Below are 24,182 nucleotides of genomic sequence, written 5' to 3'. Positions count from 1 at the left end.
GGCATCGAAAGTCGCGACGATGCGGCCGGACTCGATGGGCCAGTTCGTCGAAAGTCATCCACCCGAACGGCATGACAAGGCAGGGAATGCTATCCCTCCCGTGCTGACATTTGGGAAAGGAAACCCATGAAAAGCCGCCAACCTTGGCGCAATTTTTTGCTTTCGCTTCGCCATGGCAAGAGAGATGATGGAACGTCGGGTGCCATGGGAAGGCAGAGTGGTAGCCGATGGAGCAGGTAATCATTGGTTGCATGGGCGCGCCAAGAAGCTCGACGCTAGTCCTGCGGTTAATTTAGCATTATCTGCTATAAAGTGACGTACCATTCGAACAGGTGACGGGATGTCCATTTCTGACTGGCTGTGGAGGGCTTGTCGGTTTGCGTACGCAGGGATACTGGCTGGTCTGCCATCGATCACTTCCGCCTCCCCGAGCGGCATTCCGCCAACGCCTGCCTTCGGCTGGGGCTTGTCAGCACTTGCGATAGTACTCGTGCTTGTCGTGGCATGGGCACGTCGCCATCGGCGCCGATTCAAGCGTGAGGCGGCCTATCAGCGGGCCGCCAAGGATGAACTGGCGACCATCCTCGACAATGTGGACGCCTGCATCTACATCAAATCGGCCGATTATCGCTATCAGTATGTCAATCGACGCGTTACCGAAGTACTGGATCGACCTGCCGAGGTCATTCTCGGCAGCACCGATGCCGAGCTCTTCGATGCGAGCGTTGCGGCGGAACTGCACGTCGACGACCGGCGCGTACTCGAGCAGGGCGAGAAGGTCGTAGCTGAAGAGGAACGCTTCCTGGGGGCCGACGACCGTCTTGGCCCTTTCCTGACGGTCAAGCTGCCGCTGCGTGATGCCAATGGAGTAATCCAGGCGCTCTGCGGCATTTCTACCGATATCAGCGAATTCCGCGACATCCAGGAGAGCAAGTACCGGCTCACTTTCTATGATCCCTTGACGGGGTTACCCAACCGCCGCCTGCTGTTCGACCGGCTCGAAATGGTCGTGCGGGGCACTCGACGCAGTGAGCGCTATGCGGCGCTGCTGTTCATCGATCTTGACGATTTCAAAGTCATAAACGAGACCCAGGGATTGCAGCGCGGCGACCGATTGTTGCGACGGGTGGCCCACAGCCTGGAGGAAACGGTGCGCGAAAGCGACACCCTGGCCCGTCTGGGAGCCGATGAGTTCGTGCTGTTGATTCATGACTTGGGGCTGGACGTCGAACGGGCGGCTCACGCCGCCGAGCGCGTGGCCGAGAAGCTGCTGGTACAGATCGCCAGCGCCCAATCCGATGACAACACGCTGCCGCTGCCGGTTAGCGCCAGCATCGGCATCACCCTTTTCGCCAATGGACAAGCTAATGTCGACGGCGCCATGCGCCAAGCCGATATTGCCTTGCAGCAGGCCAAGGCTGCCGGAGGCAATACGATGCGGTTCTTCAACTCCGACATGCAAGCCGACGTGATGGCACGCGTTCATCTCGAGGCCGATCTGCATCAGGCCATCGTCCGCGACGAGCTGCGTCTGCACTACCAGATTCAGGTCGACGAGCGGTCGCGGGTGACTGGGGTCGAAGCGCTGATACGCTGGGAACATCCCCAGCGCGGTCTGGTCCCGCCGAGCCAATTCATTCCCTTGGCGGAGAAGAATCGAATGATCCTGCCGATCGGTTACTGGGTACTCGAGCGGGCGTGCCGACAGTTGGCGACGTGGGCCGGCGATCATAACCGACAGGCGTTGACCATCGCGGTCAATGTCAGCTCGGTTCAGTTCCATCAGACCGACTTCATCGCCAGGGTGCAGCATACGCTCGAGTCGACAGGAGCCGACCCCAGTCGTCTGGTGCTCGAAGTCACCGAAAGTCTGTTGATGGAAGATCCCGAGCGGGTACGCAACATCATGCTGCGTCTGAGCAAGCTGGGCATTCGCTTCGCTCTGGACGATTTCGGTACCGGATACTCGTCGCTGAACTACCTCAAGCGGTTGCCCCTGCATGGATTGAAGATCGACAAGTCGTTCATCGACGGGGTACTCGAAGATCCGGTGGATGCCGCCATCGTGTCGACCACGATCACCCTGGCAGCCAGCCTCAAGCTCGGTGTCACGGCGGAAGGGGTGGAAACGGAGGCGCAGCATCAATGGTTGTTGGAGCACGGCTGCGGGGCGTTCCAAGGCTACCTGTTCGGCCGTCCGATGCCTATGGATGAACTCGTGCTTGATGCTCACGCGAGCCCAATGACCACCTGAGCACGAAAGATATCAGGCACCGGTCGTCTCCTTTTCTCCGCTGGGGTGCGGTAAGCTGAAGTCGCATCGAATGCGTGCACGATGAGGTTATCCTCGCCATTGCCTACCGACACAACGGAGCTTTTCATGTCTTTTCGTCCCTTTCTTGCCGCCGCCGTGCTGATTCTGCCGCTCACGGCCATGGCCGAATCGCCCAACATCGTGCCGGGGCAATGGCAATTTACCAGTACTACGTCCGTCAAGGGCGATGTGCCGATTCCCGACCAGACCGAGAGCCATCAAGAGTGCATCGTCCAAGGCGATCTGGACGACGCCGATTTCCAGTTTCTCGAGGTGGAGGAAGGCTGCGAACTGCTCGAGCACAACGTCTCGGAGGATGGGGTCGATTACCAGATGGTCTGCCATGCCGAGGGTGGCGAAGCCAATATCGATGGTCGTATGGATTTTCTGGGAGAGCACGTCGAAGGCAACGTGAATATCGATACCGAGTCGCCGATGGGTAAGATGCGTCTCGAGACTACCATCGAGGGCGAACGCATCGGCGACTGCTGAGTAATTCCGAGCCGGTTCGCAGCGGGGCCACCCTTTGGGGTGGCCCTTGTCGTCTGGCCTCGTCGGCTCGGGGTGATGCGAGCGAGTGAGTTCACTGCGTTTGCTGGGTGGCCGCACTCAGTTCATGAATGAGGAATATCTCCTCGGCATGGCGCGCGGCGCCTTCATAGTCAGGGAACAGCGTGGCCGCCGAATGTCCATGTCGGTCGCACTCCCGCATCAGAGCGGGAATTCGACATCTTCGTGTTAGATTTCGCGGGGTCCCATCAGTGCGCCTCCCCGTACCGCTTGGCTTGCCAAAGCAGCGGCGCAATCGCAGTCGGTAGGCGAATGGTTGACGGTGGTGCCGTTTCGAGCTCGATCATGGCGCTTCTCCACTTCCTTGTCGCTCGTTGGGTAGCCTTGGCTCAACGCCCCTCGTCGCTGCGCTCCTGTGCCGGCCCCTTATGGTCCGGCATATCCTTGCTGAGGTTATGGGCACTGTTGATCAGTCCTACATGGGAAAAGGCCTGCGGAAAATTGCCCAGCTGGCAACGCGTGATGGGATGATACTCCTCGGCGAGGAGACCGAGATCGTTGCGTACGCTGAGCAGCTTGTCGAAGAGATCGCGCGCCTCGTCGTGCCGACCGAGCAGCTCGAGCGTATCCACCAGCCAGAAGCTACAGACCAGAAAGGCGCCTTCCCCTTCCGTCAGGTGGCGTTCCTCGTCGCCGTGGGAATAGCGGTAGACGAAACCGTCGTGCACCAGCTCGGCTTGTATGGCTTCGATAGTGCCGCGAATGCGCGGATCCTCGATGGGAAGAAAGCCGACCTGTGGTAGCAGCAACAGCGAGGCGTCCAACGCATCCGCGCCATAGTACTGGACGAAACTGTTGCGCTTGCGATTGAAGCCGTGAGTGCAGACGTCGTCATGGATACGCTGACGCAGCTCTCGCCAGCGCTGAACGTCGCCGGCGAGGCCGAAGTGCTCGGCACCCTTGATGACCCGATCCACCGCGACCCAGGCCATGACCTTGGAGTGGGTATAGTGGCGTGCGGGCTCGCGGCTCTCCCAGAGGCCGGCGCCTTTCTCGCTCCAATGTTGTTCGAGAAAATCGATCATTTTGCATTGGATGTCCCACATGTTGTGGGAGGGCTCGATATGATGGACGCGAGCGAGGTGCAGACCATCCATCACTTCGCCATAAACGTCGAGCTGGTTTTGCCGGAAGGCATCGTTACCGATGCGTACCGGCCAACAGCCGTTGAAGCCCTCCAGCCATTCGATTTCATGCTCGTAGAGTCGCCGCTCACCGGCCAGGCCGTACAGCGGCTGTAGCTTGCCGGGGTCGCCAGCCACCGCGCGCAGCAGCCATTCCCTCCAAGCGCAGGCCTCATCCCGGTAGCCCGAGGAGAGCAGGGCATAGAGGGTAAAGGTGGCGTCGCGCAGCCAGGTGTAGCGGTAATCCCAGTTGAGGCCGGCGCCGGGTTGTTCGGGCAGGGAGGTGGTGGCGGCCCCCACCATGCCGCCGGTTTCGATATGGGTGAGCGCCTTGAGCGTGATCAAGGATCTCACCACCGGCTCCCGATAGCGTTCGGCAACCCGACAGCGCGAACTCCATTCGCTCCACCAGCATTCGGTCTCTTCGAGCGAACGTAGCGCATCCCAGTGGTTAGGGGCGTCGCGATAGGGGGGGTACCACGTCAATACGAATGGCACGCTTTCGCCCGCACGAATCTCGAAGGTAGCGATGATGTCGCTGCCTCGAGTTTCCATTTCGATGGGAGCTTCCAGGCGCAGGCCATCCGGGCCGGCCACAGCGGATACGCTATTCGCATCCTGGCTCAGCCAAGGCTTCAGACGGCCATAACCGAAGCGAAAAGCCGCATATGAGCGCATCGTCACGCAGCCGCTTCGCCCCTCGACGATACGCATCACGTTCTCTTCGTTGTCGCTCTTGCTGGCGATCGGCATGAAATCGATCACGGCGACGCTGCCATGTGTCGTCTCGAAGAGCGTCTCCAGCACGAGCGTCTCGCCGCGGTAGCGACGCGAGCGGGTTCGGACCGTCTCGGTGGGGCGAATACACCAATGGCCGTTGTCGTCATTCCCGAGCAGCGCCGCGCAGCAGGCATCCGAATCGAACCGTGGCAGGCACAGCCAGCTCATCGAAGCATCGCGGTCGATGAGGGCGGCCGTGCGCATATTGCCGATGAACCCGTAGTCTTCGATCTTCCGTGTCGTGTGATCCACTTCGACCCCCTTCTGTGCGCTTCCATGTCGTTACGAACTGCGATGTTCCGGATCGTGCAAGTCGTGGCGTTAATGGCAAAAAGGAACAAAAAATCTCTTTTCTTTACACCGCAGGGAGCAGTTAAACAGCCTTCGCATTCTCTATTCCTGGGCACGTGTGGTTCCGCTCGAGGTGCGCTGTTGGACATCTCCTGCTCGAAAGTGACGTATAGCGCATATTCGTCCTAAGTCATGGTTATTCCGATAAATTCCTGACTTGGTGAAGCGAGTAAACGAAGCGAAGCCGTCCCGCCAGGACACATTGACCATCCTAATACAGCTGACTATAGCTCTAGTGATTTCCATGGAAAGCGTGTGCTTTGGGAATGTCGAATCCGAGCACTGAAATGCTAGGGGAGAGCCAAACATGAGCGAACAAGTCGGCGACTTTATCATCAGGCGCCTGGGGGAATGGGGCGTCAAGCGCATTTACGGCTATCCGGGCGATGGCAGCAACGGCATCATGGGAGCCCTGAACCGGGCGGACGATCGCTTCGAGTTCATCCAGACGCGTCACGAGGAGATGGCGGCGTTCATGGCCTGCGCCCATGCCAAGTTCACCGGCGAAGTGGGGGTCTGCACTGCCACTTCGGGACCGGGCGCCATCCACCTGCTCAATGGACTCTACGACGCCAAGAAGGATCACCAGCCCGTCGTCGCCATCGTCGGTCAGCAGGCCCGGGCTGCCATGGGGGGCGAGTACCAGCAGGAGGTGGACCTTATCTCGCTGTTCAAGGACGTTGCTCACGAATTCGTTCATATGGCGACCAGCCCCGCTCAGGTCCGTCATCTGATCGACCGTGCGATCCGTATCGCCCTATCGGAACGCACCGTAACCGCCGTCATCGTGCCCAACGACCTGCAAACGCAGCCGGCTGTGGATACGCCGCCGCATGCCCATGGCACGATCCACTCCGGGGTTGGCTATGCGCGTCCGCGCGTGGTGCCCCATGAGGAGGAGTTGCGTCGGGCCGCCGCCGTGCTCAACGAGGGCGAGCGTGTGGCGATCCTGGTGGGCGCCGGGGCGCTCGGCGCGACCGACGAGGTGATCCAGGTCGCCGAGCGACTCGGCGCCGGCGTGGCCAAAGCATTGCTCGGGCGTGCGGCGTTGCCCGACGACCTGCCCTTCGTGACCGGCTCGATCGGATTGCTGGGAACCAATGCGAGCTGGGAACTGATGGCCAATTGCGACACGCTGCTGATGATCGGCTCGGGGTTCCCGTACTCCGAGTTCCTTCCCGAGGAGGGTCAGGCCCGCGGTGTGCAGATCGACATCGACCCACGCATGCTCAGCATCCGCTATCCGATGGAGGTGAACCTGGTCGGCGACAGCGCGGGTACGCTGCAGGCGCTGTTGCCGCTGCTGGAGGAGAAGCGCGATCGCTCCTGGCGTGAGCATATCGAGAGCAGCGTTGCGCAATGGTGGAACGTACTCGAGGAGCGCGCCATGGCCGAGGCCGAGCCGATAAACCCGCAGCGCGCCTTCTGGGAGCTCTCTCCCCGCCTGCCCGATAACTGCATCCTGACCAGCGATTCGGGGTCGGCGGCCAACTGGTATGCCCGTGACCTCAAGATTCGCCGTGGCATGATGGCATCGCTATCCGGGGGCTTGGCGACCATGGGTAATGGGGTGCCGTATGCGATCGCCGCCAAGTTCGCCTATCCGGACCGTGTCGCCATCGCTCTGGTCGGTGACGGGGCGATGCAGATGAACGGCAGTGCGGAACTGATCACCGTCGCCAAGTACTGGCAGCGCTGGAGCGACCCGCGGCTCGTAGTCATGGTGCTCAACAACCAGGACCTCAACCAGGTGACCTGGGAGATGCGTGTCATGGAAGGTGATCCGAAATATGAGGCATCACAGAACATCCCTGACTTCCCGTACGCGGAGTACGCCGAGCTGATCGGGCTGAAGGGAATCCGGGTCACCGAGCCGGACGCGCTGGCCGGTGCCTGGGACCGGGCGCTGAGCGCCGATCGTCCCGTGGTGCTGGAAGTCGTCTCCGACCCCGACGTGCCGCCGATTCCGCCGCACATCAAGCGCGAGCAGGCCCAGGCCTACATGTCGGCGCTGCTGCATGGCGACCCGGATGCGCTGGGTATCGTCAAGGCTTCGTTCAAGCAGTTCGCGCGGGAGTTCGTGCCCAAGGTCCGCAGGCATTGAATGCAACCACGGGAGGAAGGGCATCATGCAGCGCCACGTGCCCATCGAAGCCCTATGGGTGAGCGTCTATTGCGTGCCCACCGACGCGCCCGAAGAGGACGGCACGCTGGCCTGGGAGGACACGACGCTGATCCTGGTCGAACTGGCCGCTGGCGGAGAGACCGGAATCGGCTATACCTACGCCCATCAGGCCTGCGCGACGTTGATCGAAGACAAGCTGGCCGCTCTCATCCTGGGTCATGATGCCTTCGATGTGCGCGCGGCCTGGCTCGGAATGGTGGGAGCCATACGCAACCTGGGTCGCCCCGGGCTTGCGTCGATGGCCATTGCCGCGACCGATGTGGCGATGTGGGATCTCAAGGCGCGCCTGCTCGACGTACCGCTGGTCAGCCTGCTGGGGGCGGTGCGCCAGACGGTGCCGGTCTACGGCAGCGGTGGCTTCACCTCCTACCCTGACGAACGCCTCCAGCGGCAGCTCGCCGACTGGGTGGCATCGGGCATGTCGCGGGTGAAGATGAAGATCGGCCGCGACGCTCGGCGCGATCGCGAGCGCATTCGCCTGGCCCGCGAGGCAATCGGTGCCGAGGCCGAGCTGTTCGTCGATGCCAATGGCGCCTACACGCGCAAACAGGCGCTGGCCATGGCCGAGGTCTTCCCGCGTTATGGCGTAAGCTGGTACGAGGAGCCGGTCTCATCGGACGATCTCGAGGGCCTGCGAATGCTGCGCGATCGCCTGCCCGCCGAGGTGGCGGCGGGCGAGTACGGCTTCGACGTGCCCTATTTCCGGCGCATGCTTGCCGCCCAGGCGGTCGACGTACTCCAGGCCGATATCACCCGTTGCGCCGGTCTCAGCGGCTTTCTCGATGCGGCGGTGCTATGCGACGCCTTCCAAGTGCCGTTATCCACGCACACCGCTCCGGCCCTGCACCTGCACGCCGGTTGCTGCGCGCCCTCGGTCAGGCACCTGGAATACTTCCACGACCATGCTCGTATCGAGTCGCTGTTCTTCGATGGCGCCGTGGCGCCGGGCGCAACGGGCGAGATGGAGCCGGACCTCGCCCGGCCCGGCCTGGGGCTGGAATTCAAGGCCGATGAGGCCAGGCGCTACCGAATCGCATCGACAAGAGCATAAGGAGCCGAACATGGAATCATCGCTGCATGTCGCCCGCTCCGTCGATGTCAGGGATGGCTATCATCGCCTGGCCGAGGAGCTGTCCGCGGCCATCGCCGGTGAAGTGCGTTTCGATGCCGGTAGCCGGGCGCTCTACGCCAATGATGCGTCGAACTATCGCCAGCCACCCATCGGCGTGACGATCCCACGCTCGGTGGAGGATATCGTTGCCATTCATCGCATCTGTCAGGCGCATGACGTGCCGATCCTGTCGCGCGGCGCCGGTACCAGCCTGTCGGGGGAAACGGTCAATCACGCGGTGGTGATCGATCATTCCAAGTACCTGGACCGCGTCGTCGATATCGACACCGTGAACAAGCGAGTCACCGTGGAGGCCGGGGCGATCAACGACAAGGTCAACCAGGCGCTGGCACCCTATGGCCTGGTCTTCCCGCCCGACCCCTCCACCCATGAGTGGTGCACCATCGGCGGCAATATCGGCAACAACTCCTGCGGTGTGCACTCCGTCCAGGCACAGTGCCACGGCCATGGGCCGCGCACATGCGACAACGTGCAGGCGCTGGATATCCTGACCTACGACGGTGTGCGCATGACACTCAAGGATGGCTACAGCGAGGAGGAGGTCGACGCGATCGTCGCCGAGGGCGGCCGCCGGGGCGAGATCTTCGAGCGCCTGCGCCGGCTTCGTGATGCCTATGCCGAGCGCATTCGTCAGGCCTACCCGCAGGTCGAGCACATGCCGCGTCGAGTCTCCGGTTATAACCTCGACGACCTCTTGCCGGAGCGCGGCTTCAACCTGGCCAGCGCTCTGTGCGGCACCGAGGGCACCTGCATGACGGTATTGAATGCCACCCTCAAGCTGACCGAGGACGTGTCGCATCGCACGCTCGTGGTGGTGGGCTTCGACAGCGTCGAAGAGGCCGGCGACCATGTGCCGCTGATCATCGAGACGCGGCCGATCGCCCTCGAGGCCATCGACAAGCGGCTGCTCGAGCATGAAATCCGACAGTACATGCATGAAGAGGCCCTCCAGCGGATGCCCCGCGGCGATGCCTACTTGCTGATCGAATACGGCGGCTCCGACGCCGACGCCACCTGCCGCGAGGCGCGCGAATTGGTCGAAGGGCTGCGCGGTGCCGGCAGCCGCATCGTGGATTACCGGATCGTCGACGATCCGGCGCAGGCGGCTGAGCTATGGGAGGTGCGCAAGGCAGGGCTGGGGGCGACGGCGTTTCCACCGCCCGAGCGCACACCGCACTGGCCCGGCTGGGAAGACTCCGCGGTGCCGCCGGGGCGGGTGGGCGACTACGTGCGTGACCTCAAGGCGCTCTATCGCAAGTACGGCTACGTCGGCGCGTTCTACGGCCACTTCGGGCAGGGTTGCATCCATTCGCGCATCGACTTCGACCTGCAGTCGGAGGAGGGCATTGCGAAGTACCGGCGCTTTGTCGAGGAGGCCGCCGATCTGGTGGTCTCCCATGGCGGCTCGCTGTCCGGCGAGCACGGCGATGGCCAGGCACGCGGCGAGTTGTTGGAGCGCATGTACGGACCCGAGCTGACCGAGGCGTTTCGCGAGTTCAAGCGCATCTGGGATCCGCAATGGAGGATGAATCCCGGCAAGGTCATCGATCCCTACCGCCTGGATGAAAACCTGCGCATGATCGACTACACGCCGCGACAGGTAGAGACGACCTTCACGTTTCCCGAAGACGAGCGCAGCTTCGCCAAGGTCGCGTTCCGCTGTGTCGGCGTCGGCAAGTGCCGCAGCGACAACGGCACCATGTGCCCCAGCTACATGGCGACTCGCGAGGAGAAGCATTCGACACGAGGGCGGGCCCGGCTGCTGTTCGAGATGATGAACGGCGACCTGATCACCGACGGCTGGCAGTCCGACGAGGTGCGTGAATCGCTAGACCTGTGCCTGGCCTGCAAGGGGTGCGTCAACGACTGTCCGGTGAACGTCGACATGGCGACCTACAAGGCCGAATTTCTGTCGCACTACTACGGCCCCGGTGGGCATCGGCGTCCGCCGTTCCACTATGCCTTCGGCTTCATCGACCGCTGGTCACGGCTGGCGTCGAAGGTGCCGGCCCTGGTCAACTTCGCCAGCGGCGCGCCATGGGTGAGCGCGGTGACCAAGCGCCTGGTCTCCATGCCCCCGCAGCGCCCGGCGCCACGCTACGCACCCGAGACGTTTCGCGACTGGTTCGCCAAGCGTAGGGAAGTCAATGCTCACGCGCCGGCCGTCATGCTCTGGGCCGACACGTTCAGCAACCACTTCTATCCCGAGACGGCCCAGGCCGCCACCGAGGTGCTCGAGGCGGCGGGCTATCGCGTCACCCTGCCTCCGGTAGGGCTGTGCTGCGGGCGGCCGCTGTACGACTTCGGCATGCTCGGGCACGCCAAGTCTTACCTGGAACGTGTCATGACCGCCCTGGACGACACCTTGGCGGCCGGTACGCCCATCATCGGGCTCGAGCCGTCATGCATCACGGTCTTTCGCGACGAACTGATCAATCTCTTTCCGGACGATGCCCGGGCGCGGCGTCTGAGCGACAACAGCCTTATGCTCAGCGAATTTCTGATGCAGCGCGCCGAAGATTATCGGCCGCCGCGCTTCGCCCGCAAGGCGCTGGTTCACGGACATTGCCATCACAAGTCCGTGCTTCATCTGGAGGCCGAGAGGGCGCTGCTCGAGGAGATGGGACTGGATTACGAACTGCTGGATTCGGGCTGCTGCGGAATGTCCGGTTCCTTCGGCTATGAACGTGACAAGTACGACGTGTCGATGGCCATCGGTGAGCGGATCCTGCTGCCGCGCGTTCGAGAGGCCGAACCGCAGACGCTGATCGTCACCAATGGCTTCAGTTGCCGCCGGCAGATCGCCGACGCCACGCCGAGGCGCGCGCTGCATATCGCCGAGGTGCTACGCCTGGCCCTCGAGGAGGGCCGCGGCATTCCCACCGATGCGCCGCCGGAAAGGGCGCTCGAATGGCGGCGCGTCCAGGCGCAGCGTCGGGCCAATCGGCGCGTCGCCGCCATGGCCGGCGCCATGGCCGTGGGCGGCTTGGCGGCTTGGGGTTGGCAGCGCCGAGCCAGACGATAGGCAACGAATGCCGAAGCAGGCAAGGCAAAGGAGGTGCATATGCAAGACCGTCAGGAAGTGGTCGTCGTCACCGGCGCGGGCGCCGGGCTGGGGCGTGCCATCGCACGAGAATTCGCCCGCCATGGGGCCGCATTGGGGCTGATCTCGCGCAGTCCGGGCCGGCTGGAGGCGGTGAAGAGCGAGATCGAGGCCCTCGGCGCACGCGCCGTGACGATGAGTGTCGACGTGGCCGATGCGACCCAGGTCGAACGTGCCGCCGAGCGCATCGAGGCCGAACTCGGCCCCATCGACATCTGGGTCAACGGTGTCATGACCACCGTATTCTCACCTTTGCACGAGATGAGTCCGGACGAGTTTCGCCGCGTGACCGAGGTCACCTACCTGGGCTACGTGCATGGCACGATGGCAGCGCTCAAGCGCATGCGCCCGCGCAACCGCGGCACCATCGTGCAGGTCGGCTCGGCCCTGGCCCATCGCTCGATACCGCTGCAAAGCGCCTACTGTGGCGCCAAGCACGCCATCAAGGGAATGACCGAGGCGCTGCGCTGTGAACTGATGCACGAGGGCAGCGCCGTACATGTCACCCAGGTCGAGATGCCGGCGCTCAATACGCCCCAGTTCGACTGGTGTCGCAATCGTATGCCCCGGCGCGCCCGTCCCATGGCACCCGTGTTTCAGCCCGAGGTGGGGGCAAGAGCCGTCTACTGGGCCGCACATCAGCGTCGGCGCGAACTCCATGTCGGCTCGTCGACCGCGGTCACGATCTGGGGCAACCGGCTACTTCCCGCGCTCATGGATCGGTGGCTGGCGCGCTCTGCCGTCGACGGACAGCAGACCGCAGAGAAGGAAGACCCCGAGCGCCCCGACAACCTGTGGCAACCGATCAAGGGCGACATGGGGGCCCGCGGCCGCTTTGGGCGCGAGTCGAAGCGTCATAGCGGACAGTTCTGGCTGACGACGCATCGCGATCAGGTTGGGCTGATCGCCGGGTCGCTGCTGTTGGCCGGGATGGCCTGGTGCGCCGCCCGGCACTCGCAGCGAACTCGGCATCTCGTGGCGGACCAGCGCAGGTCGTGAGTCGAGTACCGTAATCTCACGAGGAGAGCATCATGGACGAGACGAGTGTCGGACGTAACCGCTGGGCCATCGCCGAGGGGTACATCCCGAGCGAGAGTCATGGCCCCGCGCCGCAGATGACCAGCCACGAAACGGCTTGTCTGCTCAACGCCTCGTCGAGCGAGGCGCGGGTTAGGATCACGCTATTCTTCAGCGACCGCGAGCCGGTGGGGCCCTATGAGGTCCGTGTGCCTCCTCGGCGTACCCGTCACCTGCGCTTCAACGAGCTGGAGGATCCCGAACCGGTACCGCGCGACACCGATTACGCCAGTCTCATCGAATCCGACGTGCCGATCGTCGTGCAGCATACGCGCCTCGATTCCCGGCAGAGCGAGCTGGCGCTGCTGAGCACCATGGCCTTTCCCGTCGAGAGCTGACTCAATGCCCGGCACCCGGCGGCTCGGCCATTTCCGCCTCGAGGCGCCGGCGTACGTCGCCGGGCGAGCCGGTGTGGCGTGCCAGCAGGTCGTAGGCCACCGGCACCACGAACAGGGTGAAGAAGGTGGCGGCCGCGACACCGGCAAGAATCACGGTGCCGATCACCATGCGTGACTCGGCGCCGGCGCCGGTCGAGACGATCAGCGGGACGGAACCGGCCATGGTGGTGACCGCCGTCATCAGGATCGGCCGCAGCCTCGTCACGGAGGCTTCCAGCAGGGCGTCGCGAAAGGCGATGCCCTCGTCGCGAAGCTGGTTTGCGAATTCCACGATCAGGATGCCGTTTTTCGAGGCCAGCCCGATCAGCATCACCAGGCCCACCTGACTGTAGATATTGAGCGACTGGCCGGTGACGTAGAGCCCCAGCATGGCACCGCTCATGGCCAGGGGCACGGTGAGCATGATCACGAAGGGATGGATGAAGCTCTCGAACTGTGCCGCCAGTACCAGGAAGACCACTAGGCCGCCCAGTATCAACAGGGTGAGGGTGGCACCGCTGGCGCGATCGTAGTCGCGCGAAGCGCCGCTGACGTCGGTCTGGGCCTGGCCCGGCAGGACCTCGTCGGCTGCCGCTTCAAGGTACTCCAGCGCATCGCCCAGCGCGTAGCCGTTGGCCAGGTTGGCCTCGATGGTGATGGCGCGCAGACGATTGAAGCGATTGAGCGTGCTGGCGCCGGCCTCGTCGGAGAAGCTCACCAGGCTGGCCAACGGAATCAGCTCCCCGGTACGCGCCGAGCGCACCTGGATGTTGTCCAGGGCGCGCGGACTTGACTGGTTGGCGCGATCGCCCTCGACGATCACGTCGTACTCCTGGCCATTGTCGAGATAGCGGGTCACGTTGCGCCCGCCCAGCATGACCTCGAGGGTCCGTCCGATCTCGGTCACGGTGACGCCCAGGTCGGCGGCCCGCGTATAATCGATCTCGACGCGCAGCTGGGGCTGGGTTTCCTTGTAGTTGCTGTCCAGACCGATCAGGCGCGGATTGTCCTCGCGAATATGCGCCATCAACAGATCGCGCCACTCGGCGAGCTCTTCATAGGTGCCGCCGCCAAGCACGAACTCCACCGGCTTGCTGATGCGCTGGCCGAACCCTTGGCGCATCACCGGGAAGGCCTGCACACCGGGCAGGTCGGCGAGTTTGCTCCGCACGTCGTTCATGATCGACCATGCGTCGCGCCGCTCCCCCCAATCGGCCATGCTGACGATCACGAAGCCATTGTTGAAATTCTCGATATTGCCGAATCCACGAGGCGCCCGGACCACGACCCGCTGCAGCTCGCCGCTGTCGATAAAGGAGGCGAGGCGCGTCTCGATTTCATCCATGTAGTCCATGGTGTAGTCGAACGTCGCTCCCTCCGGGCCGTTGACCAGTATGATGAAGCTGCCGCGATCCTCCTGCGGGGTGTATTCGCTGGGCAGACGGTCGGCGAGCCATGCGGTGGCGGCGGTCAACCCGACGAACACTCCCAGCACCAGCAGCCGTGTCTTGAGTACACCGACCAGCAGCGTGCGGTAGAGGCGCTGCGAGAACTCCAGCAGCCACTGCACGCCGTGGGCGATACGGCTGTCGTGCATCGAAGGCTTGAGAATCTTCGACGCCATCATCGGCGTCAGCGACAGGGCCAGTACGCTGGAGATGACCACCGCGGCAGCCATGGTCAGGGCGAATTCGGAGAACAGGCGACCCACATTGCCCTGCAGGAAGCCCAGCGGCACGAATACCGCGACCAGCACCAGGGTGGTGGCGATAACGGCGAAAGCGATCTGGCGGCTGCCGCGAAAGGCCGCGACCAGCGGCGTCTCGCCGTAGTCGTGCATGCGCCGATGGATGTTCTCGAGCACCACGATGGCGTCGTCGACGATCAGGCCGATGGCCAGCACCAGGGCGAGCAGGGTGAGCAGATTGATCGAGAAGCCCATCAGCGTCAGCGCCATGAAAGAGCCGATGATGGCGATCGGTACGGTAACCGCGGGAATCAGCGTGGTGCGCACGTTGCCGAGGAACATGAAGATCACCACCACGACCAGGCCCATGGCGATGAACAGGGTGAGCACGACCTGCTCGATAGCGCCCGAGACGAACACCGAGGCGTCATAGTTGAGGCGCAGCGACATGCCGTCGGGCAGGCTGTTCTGTACCCGCTCCAGCTCCGCCTGGACCCCCTGCGATACCCCGAGCACGTTGGCGGTGGACTGTTTCATGATGCCCAGGCCCACCATCGGCACGCCGTTGGCGCGGAAGATCGAGCGATCCTCCACCGAGCCGATCTCCACTCGCGCCACGTCGCCCAGGCGCACCAGGTAGCCGTCATCGCCGCGGGCCAGGGCCAGGCGCTCGAAATCCACTGGCTCGGCGAAACTGCGCGGCAGGCGCACCACGAACTGTCGATCGCTTGACTCGATGGCGCCCGCGGGAAGCTCGACGTTCTCGGCGCGCAGGGCGCTCTCCACGTCGCCGACGGTTAGATCGCGGGCGGCCAGGGCGTTGCGGTCGAGCCACACGCGCATGGCGTACTCGCGGCCACCGCCCACGCGCACGCGCGCCACCCCGGGTTGCACGGAGAAACCATCCACTAGGTAGCGCTCGGCGTAATCGGTCAGCTCGGGAATGGTGTAGCCGGCACCGGAGAGGGACAGCCACAACACGACCTCTTCGCTAGAATCGGTCTTCTGCACTTCCGGTGGGTCGGCTTCGTCGGGCAGGTTCTGCATCGCTCCCGAGATTCGGTCGCGCACGTCGTTGGCCGCCGCGTCGATATCCATGTCGAGGCGAAACTCGATGTCGATACGCGATTGGCCATCCTCGCTGGTGGAAGTGATCAGTTCGATGCCTTCTACCCCGGCGATGCGGTCCTCAAGGACCTGGGTGATACGGGTCTCGACTACGCTGGCCGAGGCACCGGGGTAGCGGGTTTCGATGCTGACCACCGGCGGATCGATTGAGGGATACTCCTGCAGCGGCAGGCGCTGCAGAGCCAGCAGGCCGAAGGCGACGATCAGCAGGGCCAGCACGGTGGCGAGCACCGGGCGCTGGACGGAGATATCCGAGAGCCGCATCAGACGTCTTCCTCGTGACGATTGGCCTCGAGAATTTCGCGGACCGAGGTGTCGTCATCGGCGATACCCAGCACCCGCACCCGATCGCCTTCTTGGGCGCGCTGCAGGCCGTGGCTGACCAGAAGCTCTCCGCCTGCGAGCCCTTCGAGGATCTCGGCCTGACCGGTACGGCGCTCGCCGACTCTCACCTGGCGCCGCACCAGGCGGTTGTCATCCGCCTCGTCGATCATCAGCACGTACTGCTTGTCGCCGCTGGGAACCAGTACCGACTCGGGGACCACCACCGCCTGGCGCGGATTGCGACGTAGCACCACTTCCATCAGCATGCCGGGGCGCAGGCGCAGTTCGGAATTGTCCAGCTTCGCCCGCACCGCGACGCTGCGGCTGACCGGATCGATCCGCGAACCGATGCTGGCCACCTCGCCCTCGAAGCGCTCGTCGGGAAAGGCCGCACTGCGGGCGGTCAATGGCAAGCCGGGGGCGAGAATCGACAAGAAGGACTCCGGCACGCTGAAATCGAGCTTCATCTCGTCGAGCTTGTCCAAGGTGACCAACTCCGTACCGGGCGTGACCAAGCTCCCCAGGCTGATGTTTCGAAAGCCCACCCGGCCGGCGAACGGCGCGCGAATCCGGTAATTGGTCAGCCGCGCCTCCAATGCCTGAACCTCCGCCTCGACCTGGCGCAGCTGCGCCTGGCTGTCCTCCACGTCGGCGCGCGGCGCCATGTTGCGGCTCTGCAACTGGCTCAAGCGATCCACTGTGCCTCGCCGCTCGTCGCGCAGTGCCTGGGCGGCGCGAAGCTGAGCGCGCTCCTCGGCATCGTCCAGGCGAATCAGTAGCTGGCCCGCCTCCACCATTTCACCGTCCTGGTAGTTCAGCTCGGCCACCAGCTCGGTGACCGTGGCCGAGAGTGTGACGCTTTCGTCGGCGCGTAGCGTGCCGAGCGCTTCCAGGGGATCCGACCAGGGCTCGACGCCGGCGCGGGCGCCGATCACGGCGGGGCGCTCCTGGGCGGTCAGCAGGCTCGGTACTAGAACAAGGCTGGCGATCAGGCACAGTGGGCTGAGCAACCTGGCCAGCCGGCGGGCCAGCGCGAGAGGGGTGGGGCGCGATGGGGTCATATGGGCTCGTTATCGTGATTCGGCAGTTGCGTGGACACCGCTCCCTGGGCGCCCCATACCAGCCTACTTATTTTTCTCGCCACGCATGTGACAAAAAAAGCGCAAGATAGATCGACATTAGTCTCAGATCGTACAGCTTTTGTATAGAAGTCCAGGCTCACCCCGTCGATTGGAGGGTGTCGCTGCATGGCTCGGGGGTGGCTCTGATAGAATCGACGCCCTCGAGTTCCAGGGTGAAACGCGATGCCATCTTCCTTCGATGTGGTAGTTATCGGCGCCGGCGCTGCCGGATTGATGTGTGCGCTGACTGCCGGCTACGCCGGACGCCGCGTGCTGGTCGTCGACCACGCCAACAAGCCCGGCAAGAAGATCCTGATGTCGGGGGGAGGGCGCTGCAACTTCACCAACCTGGCGACGGGACCGGCCAATTTCTTCTCCGCCAATCCGCACTTTTGCATATCCGCGCTGAAGCGCTATCGCCCGGAGCATTTTGTTGAGCTGGTGGAGCGCCATGGCGTGGAGTACGTCGAGAAGGCGCCGGGACAATTGTTCTGCGCCCACTCGGCCAAGGAGCTGCTCGGGGTTCTGCTTACCGAGTGCGACTGGGCCGGCGTGACGCTTCGGTTGAACTGTCGGGTGGAGCGGCTCGAGCGTCGCGGGGAGGGCATGCGGCTGACGTCATCCAGCGGTACCCTCGATACCGGCGCCGTGGTGATCGCCACCGGCGGGCTGTCGATTCCCACCATGGGGGCGAGCGGCTTCGGCTATGACATCGCACGTCAGTTCGGCTTGGCGGTAACGCAGACGCGGCCGGCGCTGGTGCCCTTCACGCTGACGTCCCAGTGGAAGTCGCGTGCGGCCGACCTGGCCGGTGTGGCCTGCGACGTGGCGGTCGGTGTCGTGCGCGACGGGCAGCGCCGGGGACCGGGGCGGGAGAGGCGCTACCGCGAGCCGATGCTGTTTACTCATCGCGGCCTCTCCGGCCCGGGCATGCTGCAGATATCGAGCTACTGGGAGCCCGGCGACGAACTCGAGATCGACCTGCTGCCGGGCATCGATCTCGCCGATGCCCTGGCCTCGGCGCGCCGCGAGACGCCTCGTCGTCAGCTCTCCACCTGGCTCGGTGAACGCTTACCGCGCCGCCTGGCTCAAGCCTTGGGCGAGTGGTATGGCGAGGACCCCACCCTGGCCGAGCTGTCCAATGCGCGTATCGGGGCATGGCGCGAACGTCTCGGTGCCTGGCGCCTCAGGCCCGCCGGCACCGAAGGCTGGCGCACCGCCGAGGTCACTCTGGGTGGCGTCGATACCGGTGCGATCTCCTCTCGGGATTTTTCCGTTTCAGGATTGCCCCAGCTGCGCTTCATCGGCGAGGTGCTCGATGTCACCGGAGAGCTGGGCGGTTACAACTTCCAGTGGGCGTGGGCCTCTGGAGTCGCCTGCGGCTCGGCGCTTTGAAGGCCCCTGTGGCGCGGTGATGCCTCGCTGGGCGACAAAGGATTACGCTTCGTAACCTGACGTTGGAAAGAGCGTTGCTACGCTTGTGGAATCGGTCCGCCACGCCGTGGCCCGTCACAGGAGAGCAACATGCCCCCCTTCGCCCAACAGCTCGAAACGCCCGACAACCTGCACGCCAAAGAGTGGCTGAGACGCTACCAGCGCATACGGCAGGCATCCGAAAGGCTCTGCGCACCGCTCTGCACCGAGGACTTCGTCATACAGAGCATGGATGACGTCAGCCCGCCGAAGTGGCATCTCGCCCACGTTACCTGGTTCTTCGAAGCCTTCATTCTCGCTCCCTTCCTGCCCCGCTACCGACCGCTCGATCCCGTCTACGACTTTCTCTTCAATTCCTATTACGAAACGCACGGGGTGCCGTTTCCCCGTCCTCGCCGAGGCACGCTGTCGCGTCCTACCGTGGCCGACGTTTATCGCTTTCGCGCCCATGTCGATGCCGCCATGGCGGAGCTGCTCGAATCGCTGCCCGCGGAGCATGGCGGGGAGATCGTCCGACGACTCGAGCTTGGGCTGCATCACGAACAGCAGCACCAGGAACTGCTGCTCATGGACATCAAGCACATCCTGGCCCAGAACCCGCTGTGCCCCGCCTACCGCGAGGATCTCGTTCCGCCCTTGCATCAGGCGCCCGTTGCACTTGCCTGGTTCGACCGTGCGGCCGGTATTCGCACCATCGGCCACGACATGGCCAGCGATGGTTTCGCCTACGACAACGAGAGCCCACGCCATCGCCAGTTCCTCGAAGCCTTTCAGCTCGCCAATCGTCCCGTGACCAACGGCGAGTTTCTCGCCTTCATGGAGGATGGCGGCTACGAGCGGCCCGAGCTGTGGCTTTCGGACGGTTGGCGGCAGGTCGGCCAAGGGAGCTGGCACGCACCGCTGTACTGGGTGAAGCGTGACGGCGACTGGCATCACTTCACTTTGGGCGGACTGCGCCCGGTGGATTCGCATGCGCCTGTGGTTCACGTCAGCTTCTTCGAGGCCGATGCCTACGCCCGCTGGGCAGGGGCTCGCCTGCCCAGCGAGGCGGAGTGGGAAGTCGCCGCCCGCGACGTCACCATGAGCGACAACTTCGTTGACGCCGATTGCCTCCAGCCGGTTGTCGCCGCAGCGCGGGACGAGGAGCCCATGCAGCTGTTCGGTGACGTCTGGGAGTGGACTGGAAGCGCCTATCGGCCCTATCCGGGCTTTCGGACCCTGCCGGGCACGCTGGGCGAATACAACGGCAAGTTCATGTCGGGACAAATGGTCCTGCGTGGAGGCTGTTGCGCCACGCCGGCCGAGCACATTCGTCCGACCTATCGCAACTTCTTCCCACCGTATGCGCGCTGGGCGTTCTCCGGCTTCCGGCTGGCCAGGGAGGCATGACATGGAGCCGTTCGTTCGTTTCCACGATCAGCATCCGCCGGCCGCGGCGGTTTCGCTGAGCGAAGAGCTGTTGGCGGGGTTGGCGTCCACGCCCAAGTTCACGTCGCCCAAGTTCCTCTACGACCGGCGCGGCTCGGAGCTTTTCGACGCCATCTGTCGCCAGCCGGAGTATTATCCGACCCGCACCGAGGAGGCAATATTGAGTGCCGCGACGGCCGAGATCGCCGAGGTGGTCGGACCCCACGCCGCGTTGATCGAGCTCGGCAGCGGGGCCAGCCGCAAGGTGCGTCTATTGCTCGAGGCGCTGCGTCCTGCTTGCTATCTGGGAGTGGATATCTCGCGCGACTTCCTGCTGGAGAGTACCCGGCAACTTGCGAGCGACTACCCCTGGCTGGAGGTGCATGCCGCCTGCGCCGACTTCACCTGCCCGATGGCCTGGCCGGAGGGATTCGGCGGGGAGCGGCCGGTGGCCTTCTTCCCCGGTTCGAGCATCGGCAACTTCACCCCCGACGAGGCCGAGGGGTTCCTGCGCGGCCTGGCAGAGCTGCTGCCCGTCGGCGGCGGTCTGCTGATCGGCGTCGACCTGATCAAGGATCGTGCCGTGCTCGATGCCGCCTACAACGATGCGGCAGGCGTCACGGCGGCCTTCAACCTCAACCTGCTGGAGCGCTTGCGCCATGAATTCGACGCTGACGTCGAGCCGCGCCACTTCAGTCACCGCGCCTTCTACAACGAGCGTGATTCGCGCATCGAGATGCATCTGGTGAGTCGATGCGACCAGTCGATTCGGGTGGCGGGGGAGCGCATTCGTTTTACCGAGGGTGAATCGCTGCACACCGAGAACTCCTACAAGTACAGCATCGATGGCTTTCAGTGCCTGGCCGCCTGTGCCGGCTTCGAGCCGCGTGCCCAATGGACCGATCCCGACGCGTTGTTCTGTATCCACTACCTGGAGCGGGGAGGGTAAAGCTCGAACGAGGGATCATGTGTCGATTCCGGTCTATGCTCCATAGCAGGAAAACGCTGCAAGTCGGGGCCCGCCATGACCATGATCGCCATTCACGACTCATCCGAGTCCAGCACGTCTCCCTTCGTCGACGGTATCGTCGACGAAGCCGTTCGTCAGGCCGAGGAGCGGGGATGGCGAGCGGTACGTTTGAGTGAAGTCGCCCGAGGCCTCGGGTTGCCCATGTCGGTCGTGCTGGAGCGCTTCCGCGACATGGACGACGTGGCCAACGCCTGGTTCCAACGCGGCTGGCGCGCGATGCTGGCCGACAAGCCCGATACCTTCGACGACTGGCCCGAGCGGGTGCGCATCGAGCACTGCCTGCTGGCCTGGTTCGGTGCCTTTGGTGCGCATCGCCGGGTGACGGTGGAAATGCTGCGCACCAAGGCGCACCTGCCGCATCTGCATACCTGGGTCCCGATGGTGTTCGACCTGTCGCGCACCGTGCAGTGGCTACGCGAAGCAGCGCGGCTCGAGGCTCGCTACGGAACCCGCCGCGCCCAGCTCGAGGAAATCGCTTTGACCCAGCTGTTCATGGCGGCACTGGCGGTCTGGTCGATAGATACCAGCGAGGGGCAGCGACACACGCGGCGCTTCGTCGAGCGTCAGCTCAAGCTTGGCGAAAGCTGCATGAAGTGGGTGCCGGGAGCGGCTAAGCGGCGTGAGCGCCACGCCGACGCGCAACTGTAGGACTTTAGGATTGGCGATATGAGTTATGCCGTTCAGGCTCGCCCGGCGTCAGCGAAGCTGGCGTAGGAGGAGCCGCGCCCGATTGAGCAGTAGCCCTCCCGCGGCGAGTCGCCTGGCGAGGCGAGCCAGCGAGTGAGGTCTTCGGGCACTGCCCACCAGCAGAGCCCCACCCGCCACGTACAGCAGCCCACGGTAGCGCGCCAGGCGCTGCCAGCCCTTATCGAGCGATCGGCCTGCCTGCTGCCAGCGGCTCGCCTCGACCAGCATGTCGATGCGCTGCTGCTCGATCATGGCGATCAGCTCGGCCTTGCGCTCGGCGCGTGCCCGGCGCGAGTCACGAGTGCGGCGTGTCACGTTGGCTCTCCAGCAGATGACGATCCAGGGCCAACTGGGCCAGGGTTTCCTTCAGCAGGCTGCGGCGGCGTGCCAAGCGCATCGCCTGCAGGGCGACGAGCAGACCGCCGCCCAATAGCACTGCGGCACTGATGCCGATGGCGGCCAGGCGATGGGTCTCCCAGAACAACACCACCACAAGCAGCATCAGCATGCCCAGGCCGAACATCACCAGTACCAGACTGATGCCCAGTAGCAGTATCAGGGTAGCGAGACGGGCACGCTCCTCTTCCAGCTCAAGCACGGCGAGACGCATACGCGTCTCGCCGGAAGCCATCAGGCTGGATAACAGGCGCCTGCCGGCAGCGATCAGGCGCTGCGTGGGGCCTTCGCCAGACGCCATCAGCGTCGCCCGATCAACATGCCGATGATCATGCCCAGGATGGCGCCGATGCCGATACTGGTCCATGGATTCTCGTGGACGTAGCGGTCGCAGCTATCGACCTGATGGCTGATCGAATCACGGGCCTCGCCGTAGAGTCGCTCACCCCGGGCTTCGAGGCGTTGGCGAGTTTCCTTGAGCCGCTTCTCGGCGCGTTCCCTCAGTTCCTTGATGTTGCCGCGGGAGTCGTCGGCCGTCGCGCTAACCAGCTCCTCGATGGTATGGGACAGGTGCTGGAGATCCTCTTTCAGCTGGCGGGTGGTTTCGTCCACGTGCGGTGTGCGTGAGGCCATGACAGTCTTCCTTTGACAATGAATGACTCGTTCAGCATAACAGCCGTAACAGCGACTTCAATGCCGCCTCGCTGCATCACGGAACGGCGTCATTCGGCAATAAGCGAACTGCTACCCGAGAAAATGGGGTTGAGGCTGAAGCCGATACCGACGCGTTGGGTACGATGATCGTAGTCGATCATGCTGTCGCCGTAGCCGTAGAAGTACTGCAAATGGCCACGGATATTGCCATGCAGCGGCCAGGAATAATCCACTCGGGTACCCATGTGACCGGCGCCAGGATTGCCGTGCCATTGCACGGCCACCTCATTGTCGCCCATGCGATGGGCGACCGTGATCTCGCCATAGCCCAGATAGCGCTCGATATCGGGATTGTCGTCATCTCCTGCCGACTCCGGCACTCGCCAATGGGGCGCCACGCTGACCAGCCAGTCGTCATTGATGAAAGTCGACTCGAGAATGACGCGGTTCCAACTGCGCGACATATCCCCCGAGCGACCGTTGGATTCGTGATTGAAGCTCAATCGGTTGTTGACATTGGTCCAGCCCAGCAGCGACAGGCGGTTCTCGAAATCGATGAAGAATTCAGGTTCGTAGTTGGTCTCGCGGAATGGCGAAGAAGAGTCGGTGTTATAGGCCTGCCACCAGCTGCGTTGGGTATAGGCGAAATAGAGATCGCCACCGTAGTCGCCAAAGAGCTGTTCGATCAGGTTGAACTTGGCACTGAACTGAAACTTGACCTCGGCGCGATCGGGCGTCCCATCCCTGTCGACGTCGCCGAAGACTTCCTCGTTGGGACGACGGTCGTAATTCAACGGCAAGAGATAATTGCGCCGGTGTGCGGTGATGGAAAAGGGGTTGCGCATGGACTCGCGTTCGAGCTGGCGGCGTTCTTGCACCGACTCGAGCTCCTGTTCGGAGGCGATGGTCAGCACCTCATCCAGACCGAGACGCCGTTCGTCCGGCTCGAGCCGATCCTCCGCGAGTTGCCGGCGCAAGGTATCCAACTCCTCGCTCAGGGTTTCGACGCGGGCCTCGATGGCGGCGCGCTCCGCCTCTGTAAGAGGAGGCGCCTGTGCTGATACGCTATCGGCGGTGCCGAGCATAAGCAGAAGGAAAGCCGGCGTAACGAGGCGGAGTGGCAGCATAAGGGCGGAACCGAAAGCGGAGGTTGAACGCCGTTTCTACCATGCCCTTGTGACAAGTCAACCATAAGAATGGCTTACGCCCATTGCCTTGCCGTGCGCGGAGGCCGAGAATCGGCCCTGGGTCAGGGCCAGTCCAACCGAGAGTTAGTGTGAGCAAACTGTACAACCTTCTCC

The 24,182-nt window shown here is 63.7% G+C and carries 18 protein-coding genes; 11 read left to right on the top strand and 7 right to left on the bottom strand.

Annotated features, from left to right (window positions below; translation table 11 throughout):
* Positions 1 to 499: 499 nt before the first annotated feature.
* On the top strand, positions 500 to 2,254 hold the full coding sequence (locus CYJ07_RS04160; protein WP_231489532.1) for a putative bifunctional diguanylate cyclase/phosphodiesterase: 1,755 nt from the start codon (positions 500 to 502) through the stop codon (positions 2,252 to 2,254).
* Positions 2,255 to 2,380: 126 nt separating this feature from the next.
* The gene (locus CYJ07_RS04155; protein ID WP_104202429.1) at positions 2,381 to 2,806 is read left to right on the top strand and encodes a DUF3617 domain-containing protein; all 426 of its coding nucleotides are present in this window, start codon (positions 2,381 to 2,383) and stop codon (positions 2,804 to 2,806) included.
* 407 nt (positions 2,807 to 3,213) lie between these two features.
* On the opposite strand, the gene CYJ07_RS04150 is transcribed toward CYJ07_RS04155, so the two are convergent.
* A complete protein-coding gene (locus tag CYJ07_RS04150) occupies positions 3,214 to 5,040 on the bottom strand; it encodes a glycoside hydrolase family 15 protein (protein ID WP_231489531.1) in 1,827 nt (608 codons plus the stop codon).
* 406 nt (positions 5,041 to 5,446) lie between these two features.
* Between CYJ07_RS04150 and CYJ07_RS04145 the strand changes: the two genes are divergently transcribed.
* Genes CYJ07_RS04145 through CYJ07_RS04125 form a run of 5 tightly spaced genes read left to right on the top strand, consistent with a single transcriptional unit; the run spans position 5,447 to position 12,974 of the window.
* Entirely contained in the window at positions 5,447 to 7,243 is a 1,797-nt protein-coding gene (locus CYJ07_RS04145; protein WP_104202428.1) for a thiamine pyrophosphate-requiring protein, read from the top strand.
* Between the two features lie 25 nt (positions 7,244 to 7,268).
* Positions 7,269 to 8,375: an enolase C-terminal domain-like protein gene (locus CYJ07_RS04140; RefSeq protein ID WP_104202427.1), complete on the top strand. Its 1,107-nt coding sequence runs from the start codon at positions 7,269 to 7,271 to the stop codon at positions 8,373 to 8,375.
* Positions 8,376 to 8,385: 10 nt separating this feature from the next.
* A complete protein-coding gene (locus CYJ07_RS04135; protein ID WP_104202426.1) occupies positions 8,386 to 11,481 on the top strand; it encodes an FAD-binding and (Fe-S)-binding domain-containing protein in 3,096 nt (1,031 codons plus the stop codon).
* Positions 11,482 to 11,520: 39 nt separating this feature from the next.
* The gene (locus CYJ07_RS04130) at positions 11,521 to 12,558 is read left to right on the top strand and encodes an SDR family oxidoreductase (RefSeq protein ID WP_104202425.1); all 1,038 of its coding nucleotides are present in this window, start codon (positions 11,521 to 11,523) and stop codon (positions 12,556 to 12,558) included.
* Positions 12,559 to 12,590: 32 nt separating this feature from the next.
* Complete coding sequence (locus CYJ07_RS04125; RefSeq protein ID WP_104202424.1) at positions 12,591 to 12,974, top strand: sensory rhodopsin transducer; 384 nt, start codon at positions 12,591 to 12,593, stop codon at positions 12,972 to 12,974.
* Position 12,975: 1 nt separating this feature from the next.
* On the opposite strand, the gene CYJ07_RS04120 is transcribed toward CYJ07_RS04125, so the two are convergent.
* Both CYJ07_RS04120 and CYJ07_RS04115 read right to left on the bottom strand, forming a co-directional pair.
* On the bottom strand, positions 12,976 to 16,092 hold the full coding sequence (locus CYJ07_RS04120; RefSeq protein WP_104202423.1) for an efflux RND transporter permease subunit: 3,117 nt from the start codon (positions 16,090 to 16,092) through the stop codon (positions 12,976 to 12,978).
* The gene (locus tag CYJ07_RS04115; protein ID WP_104202422.1) at positions 16,092 to 17,213 is read right to left on the bottom strand and encodes an efflux RND transporter periplasmic adaptor subunit; all 1,122 of its coding nucleotides are present in this window, start codon (positions 17,211 to 17,213) and stop codon (positions 16,092 to 16,094) included. The genes CYJ07_RS04120 and CYJ07_RS04115 overlap by 1 nt, the downstream gene beginning before the upstream one ends.
* Positions 17,214 to 17,456: 243 nt before the next feature.
* Here CYJ07_RS04115 and CYJ07_RS04110 point away from each other — a divergent pair, with 243 nt between their 5' ends.
* From CYJ07_RS04110 to CYJ07_RS04095, 4 genes are all read left to right on the top strand, one after another.
* Entirely contained in the window at positions 17,457 to 18,668 is a 1,212-nt protein-coding gene (locus CYJ07_RS04110; RefSeq protein WP_104202421.1) for a BaiN/RdsA family NAD(P)/FAD-dependent oxidoreductase, read from the top strand.
* Between the two features lie 129 nt (positions 18,669 to 18,797).
* The gene (gene egtB, locus CYJ07_RS04105; protein ID WP_104202420.1) at positions 18,798 to 20,096 is read left to right on the top strand and encodes an ergothioneine biosynthesis protein EgtB; all 1,299 of its coding nucleotides are present in this window, start codon (positions 18,798 to 18,800) and stop codon (positions 20,094 to 20,096) included.
* Position 20,097: 1 nt separating this feature from the next.
* Positions 20,098 to 21,063, top strand: a complete 966-nt coding sequence (egtD, locus tag CYJ07_RS04100; RefSeq protein ID WP_104202419.1) for an L-histidine N(alpha)-methyltransferase — start codon at positions 20,098 to 20,100, stop codon at positions 21,061 to 21,063.
* Between the two features lie 75 nt (positions 21,064 to 21,138).
* Positions 21,139 to 21,792, top strand: coding sequence for a TetR/AcrR family transcriptional regulator (locus tag CYJ07_RS04095; protein WP_104202418.1), 654 nt, complete (start codon positions 21,139 to 21,141; stop codon positions 21,790 to 21,792).
* A 48-nt stretch (positions 21,793 to 21,840) separates the two neighbouring features.
* Here CYJ07_RS04095 and CYJ07_RS04090 read toward each other — a convergent pair whose 3' ends face one another.
* From CYJ07_RS04090 to CYJ07_RS04075, 4 genes are all read right to left on the bottom strand, one after another.
* Positions 21,841 to 22,146, bottom strand: a complete 306-nt coding sequence (locus CYJ07_RS04090) for a YqjK family protein (protein ID WP_104202417.1) — start codon at positions 22,144 to 22,146, stop codon at positions 21,841 to 21,843.
* Positions 22,127 to 22,528: a phage holin family protein gene (locus CYJ07_RS04085; RefSeq protein ID WP_104202416.1), complete on the bottom strand. Its 402-nt coding sequence runs from the start codon at positions 22,526 to 22,528 to the stop codon at positions 22,127 to 22,129. The genes CYJ07_RS04090 and CYJ07_RS04085 overlap by 20 nt, the downstream gene beginning before the upstream one ends.
* Positions 22,528 to 22,860, bottom strand: a complete 333-nt coding sequence (locus CYJ07_RS04080; RefSeq protein WP_104202415.1) for an ElaB/YgaM/YqjD family protein — start codon at positions 22,858 to 22,860, stop codon at positions 22,528 to 22,530. Before CYJ07_RS04080 ends, CYJ07_RS04085 begins: the two co-directional genes overlap by 1 nt.
* Before the next feature lie 89 nt (positions 22,861 to 22,949).
* Positions 22,950 to 24,008: a phospholipase A gene (locus tag CYJ07_RS04075; RefSeq protein WP_104202414.1), complete on the bottom strand. Its 1,059-nt coding sequence runs from the start codon at positions 24,006 to 24,008 to the stop codon at positions 22,950 to 22,952.
* Between the last annotated feature and the right edge of the window lie 174 nt (positions 24,009 to 24,182).

The organism is Billgrantia saliphila (genome assembly GCF_002930105.1).
In the GTDB taxonomy this organism is placed as follows: domain Bacteria; phylum Pseudomonadota; class Gammaproteobacteria; order Pseudomonadales; family Halomonadaceae; genus Halomonas; species Halomonas saliphila.
This window is presented reverse-complemented; position numbering and strand designations above follow the sequence as displayed.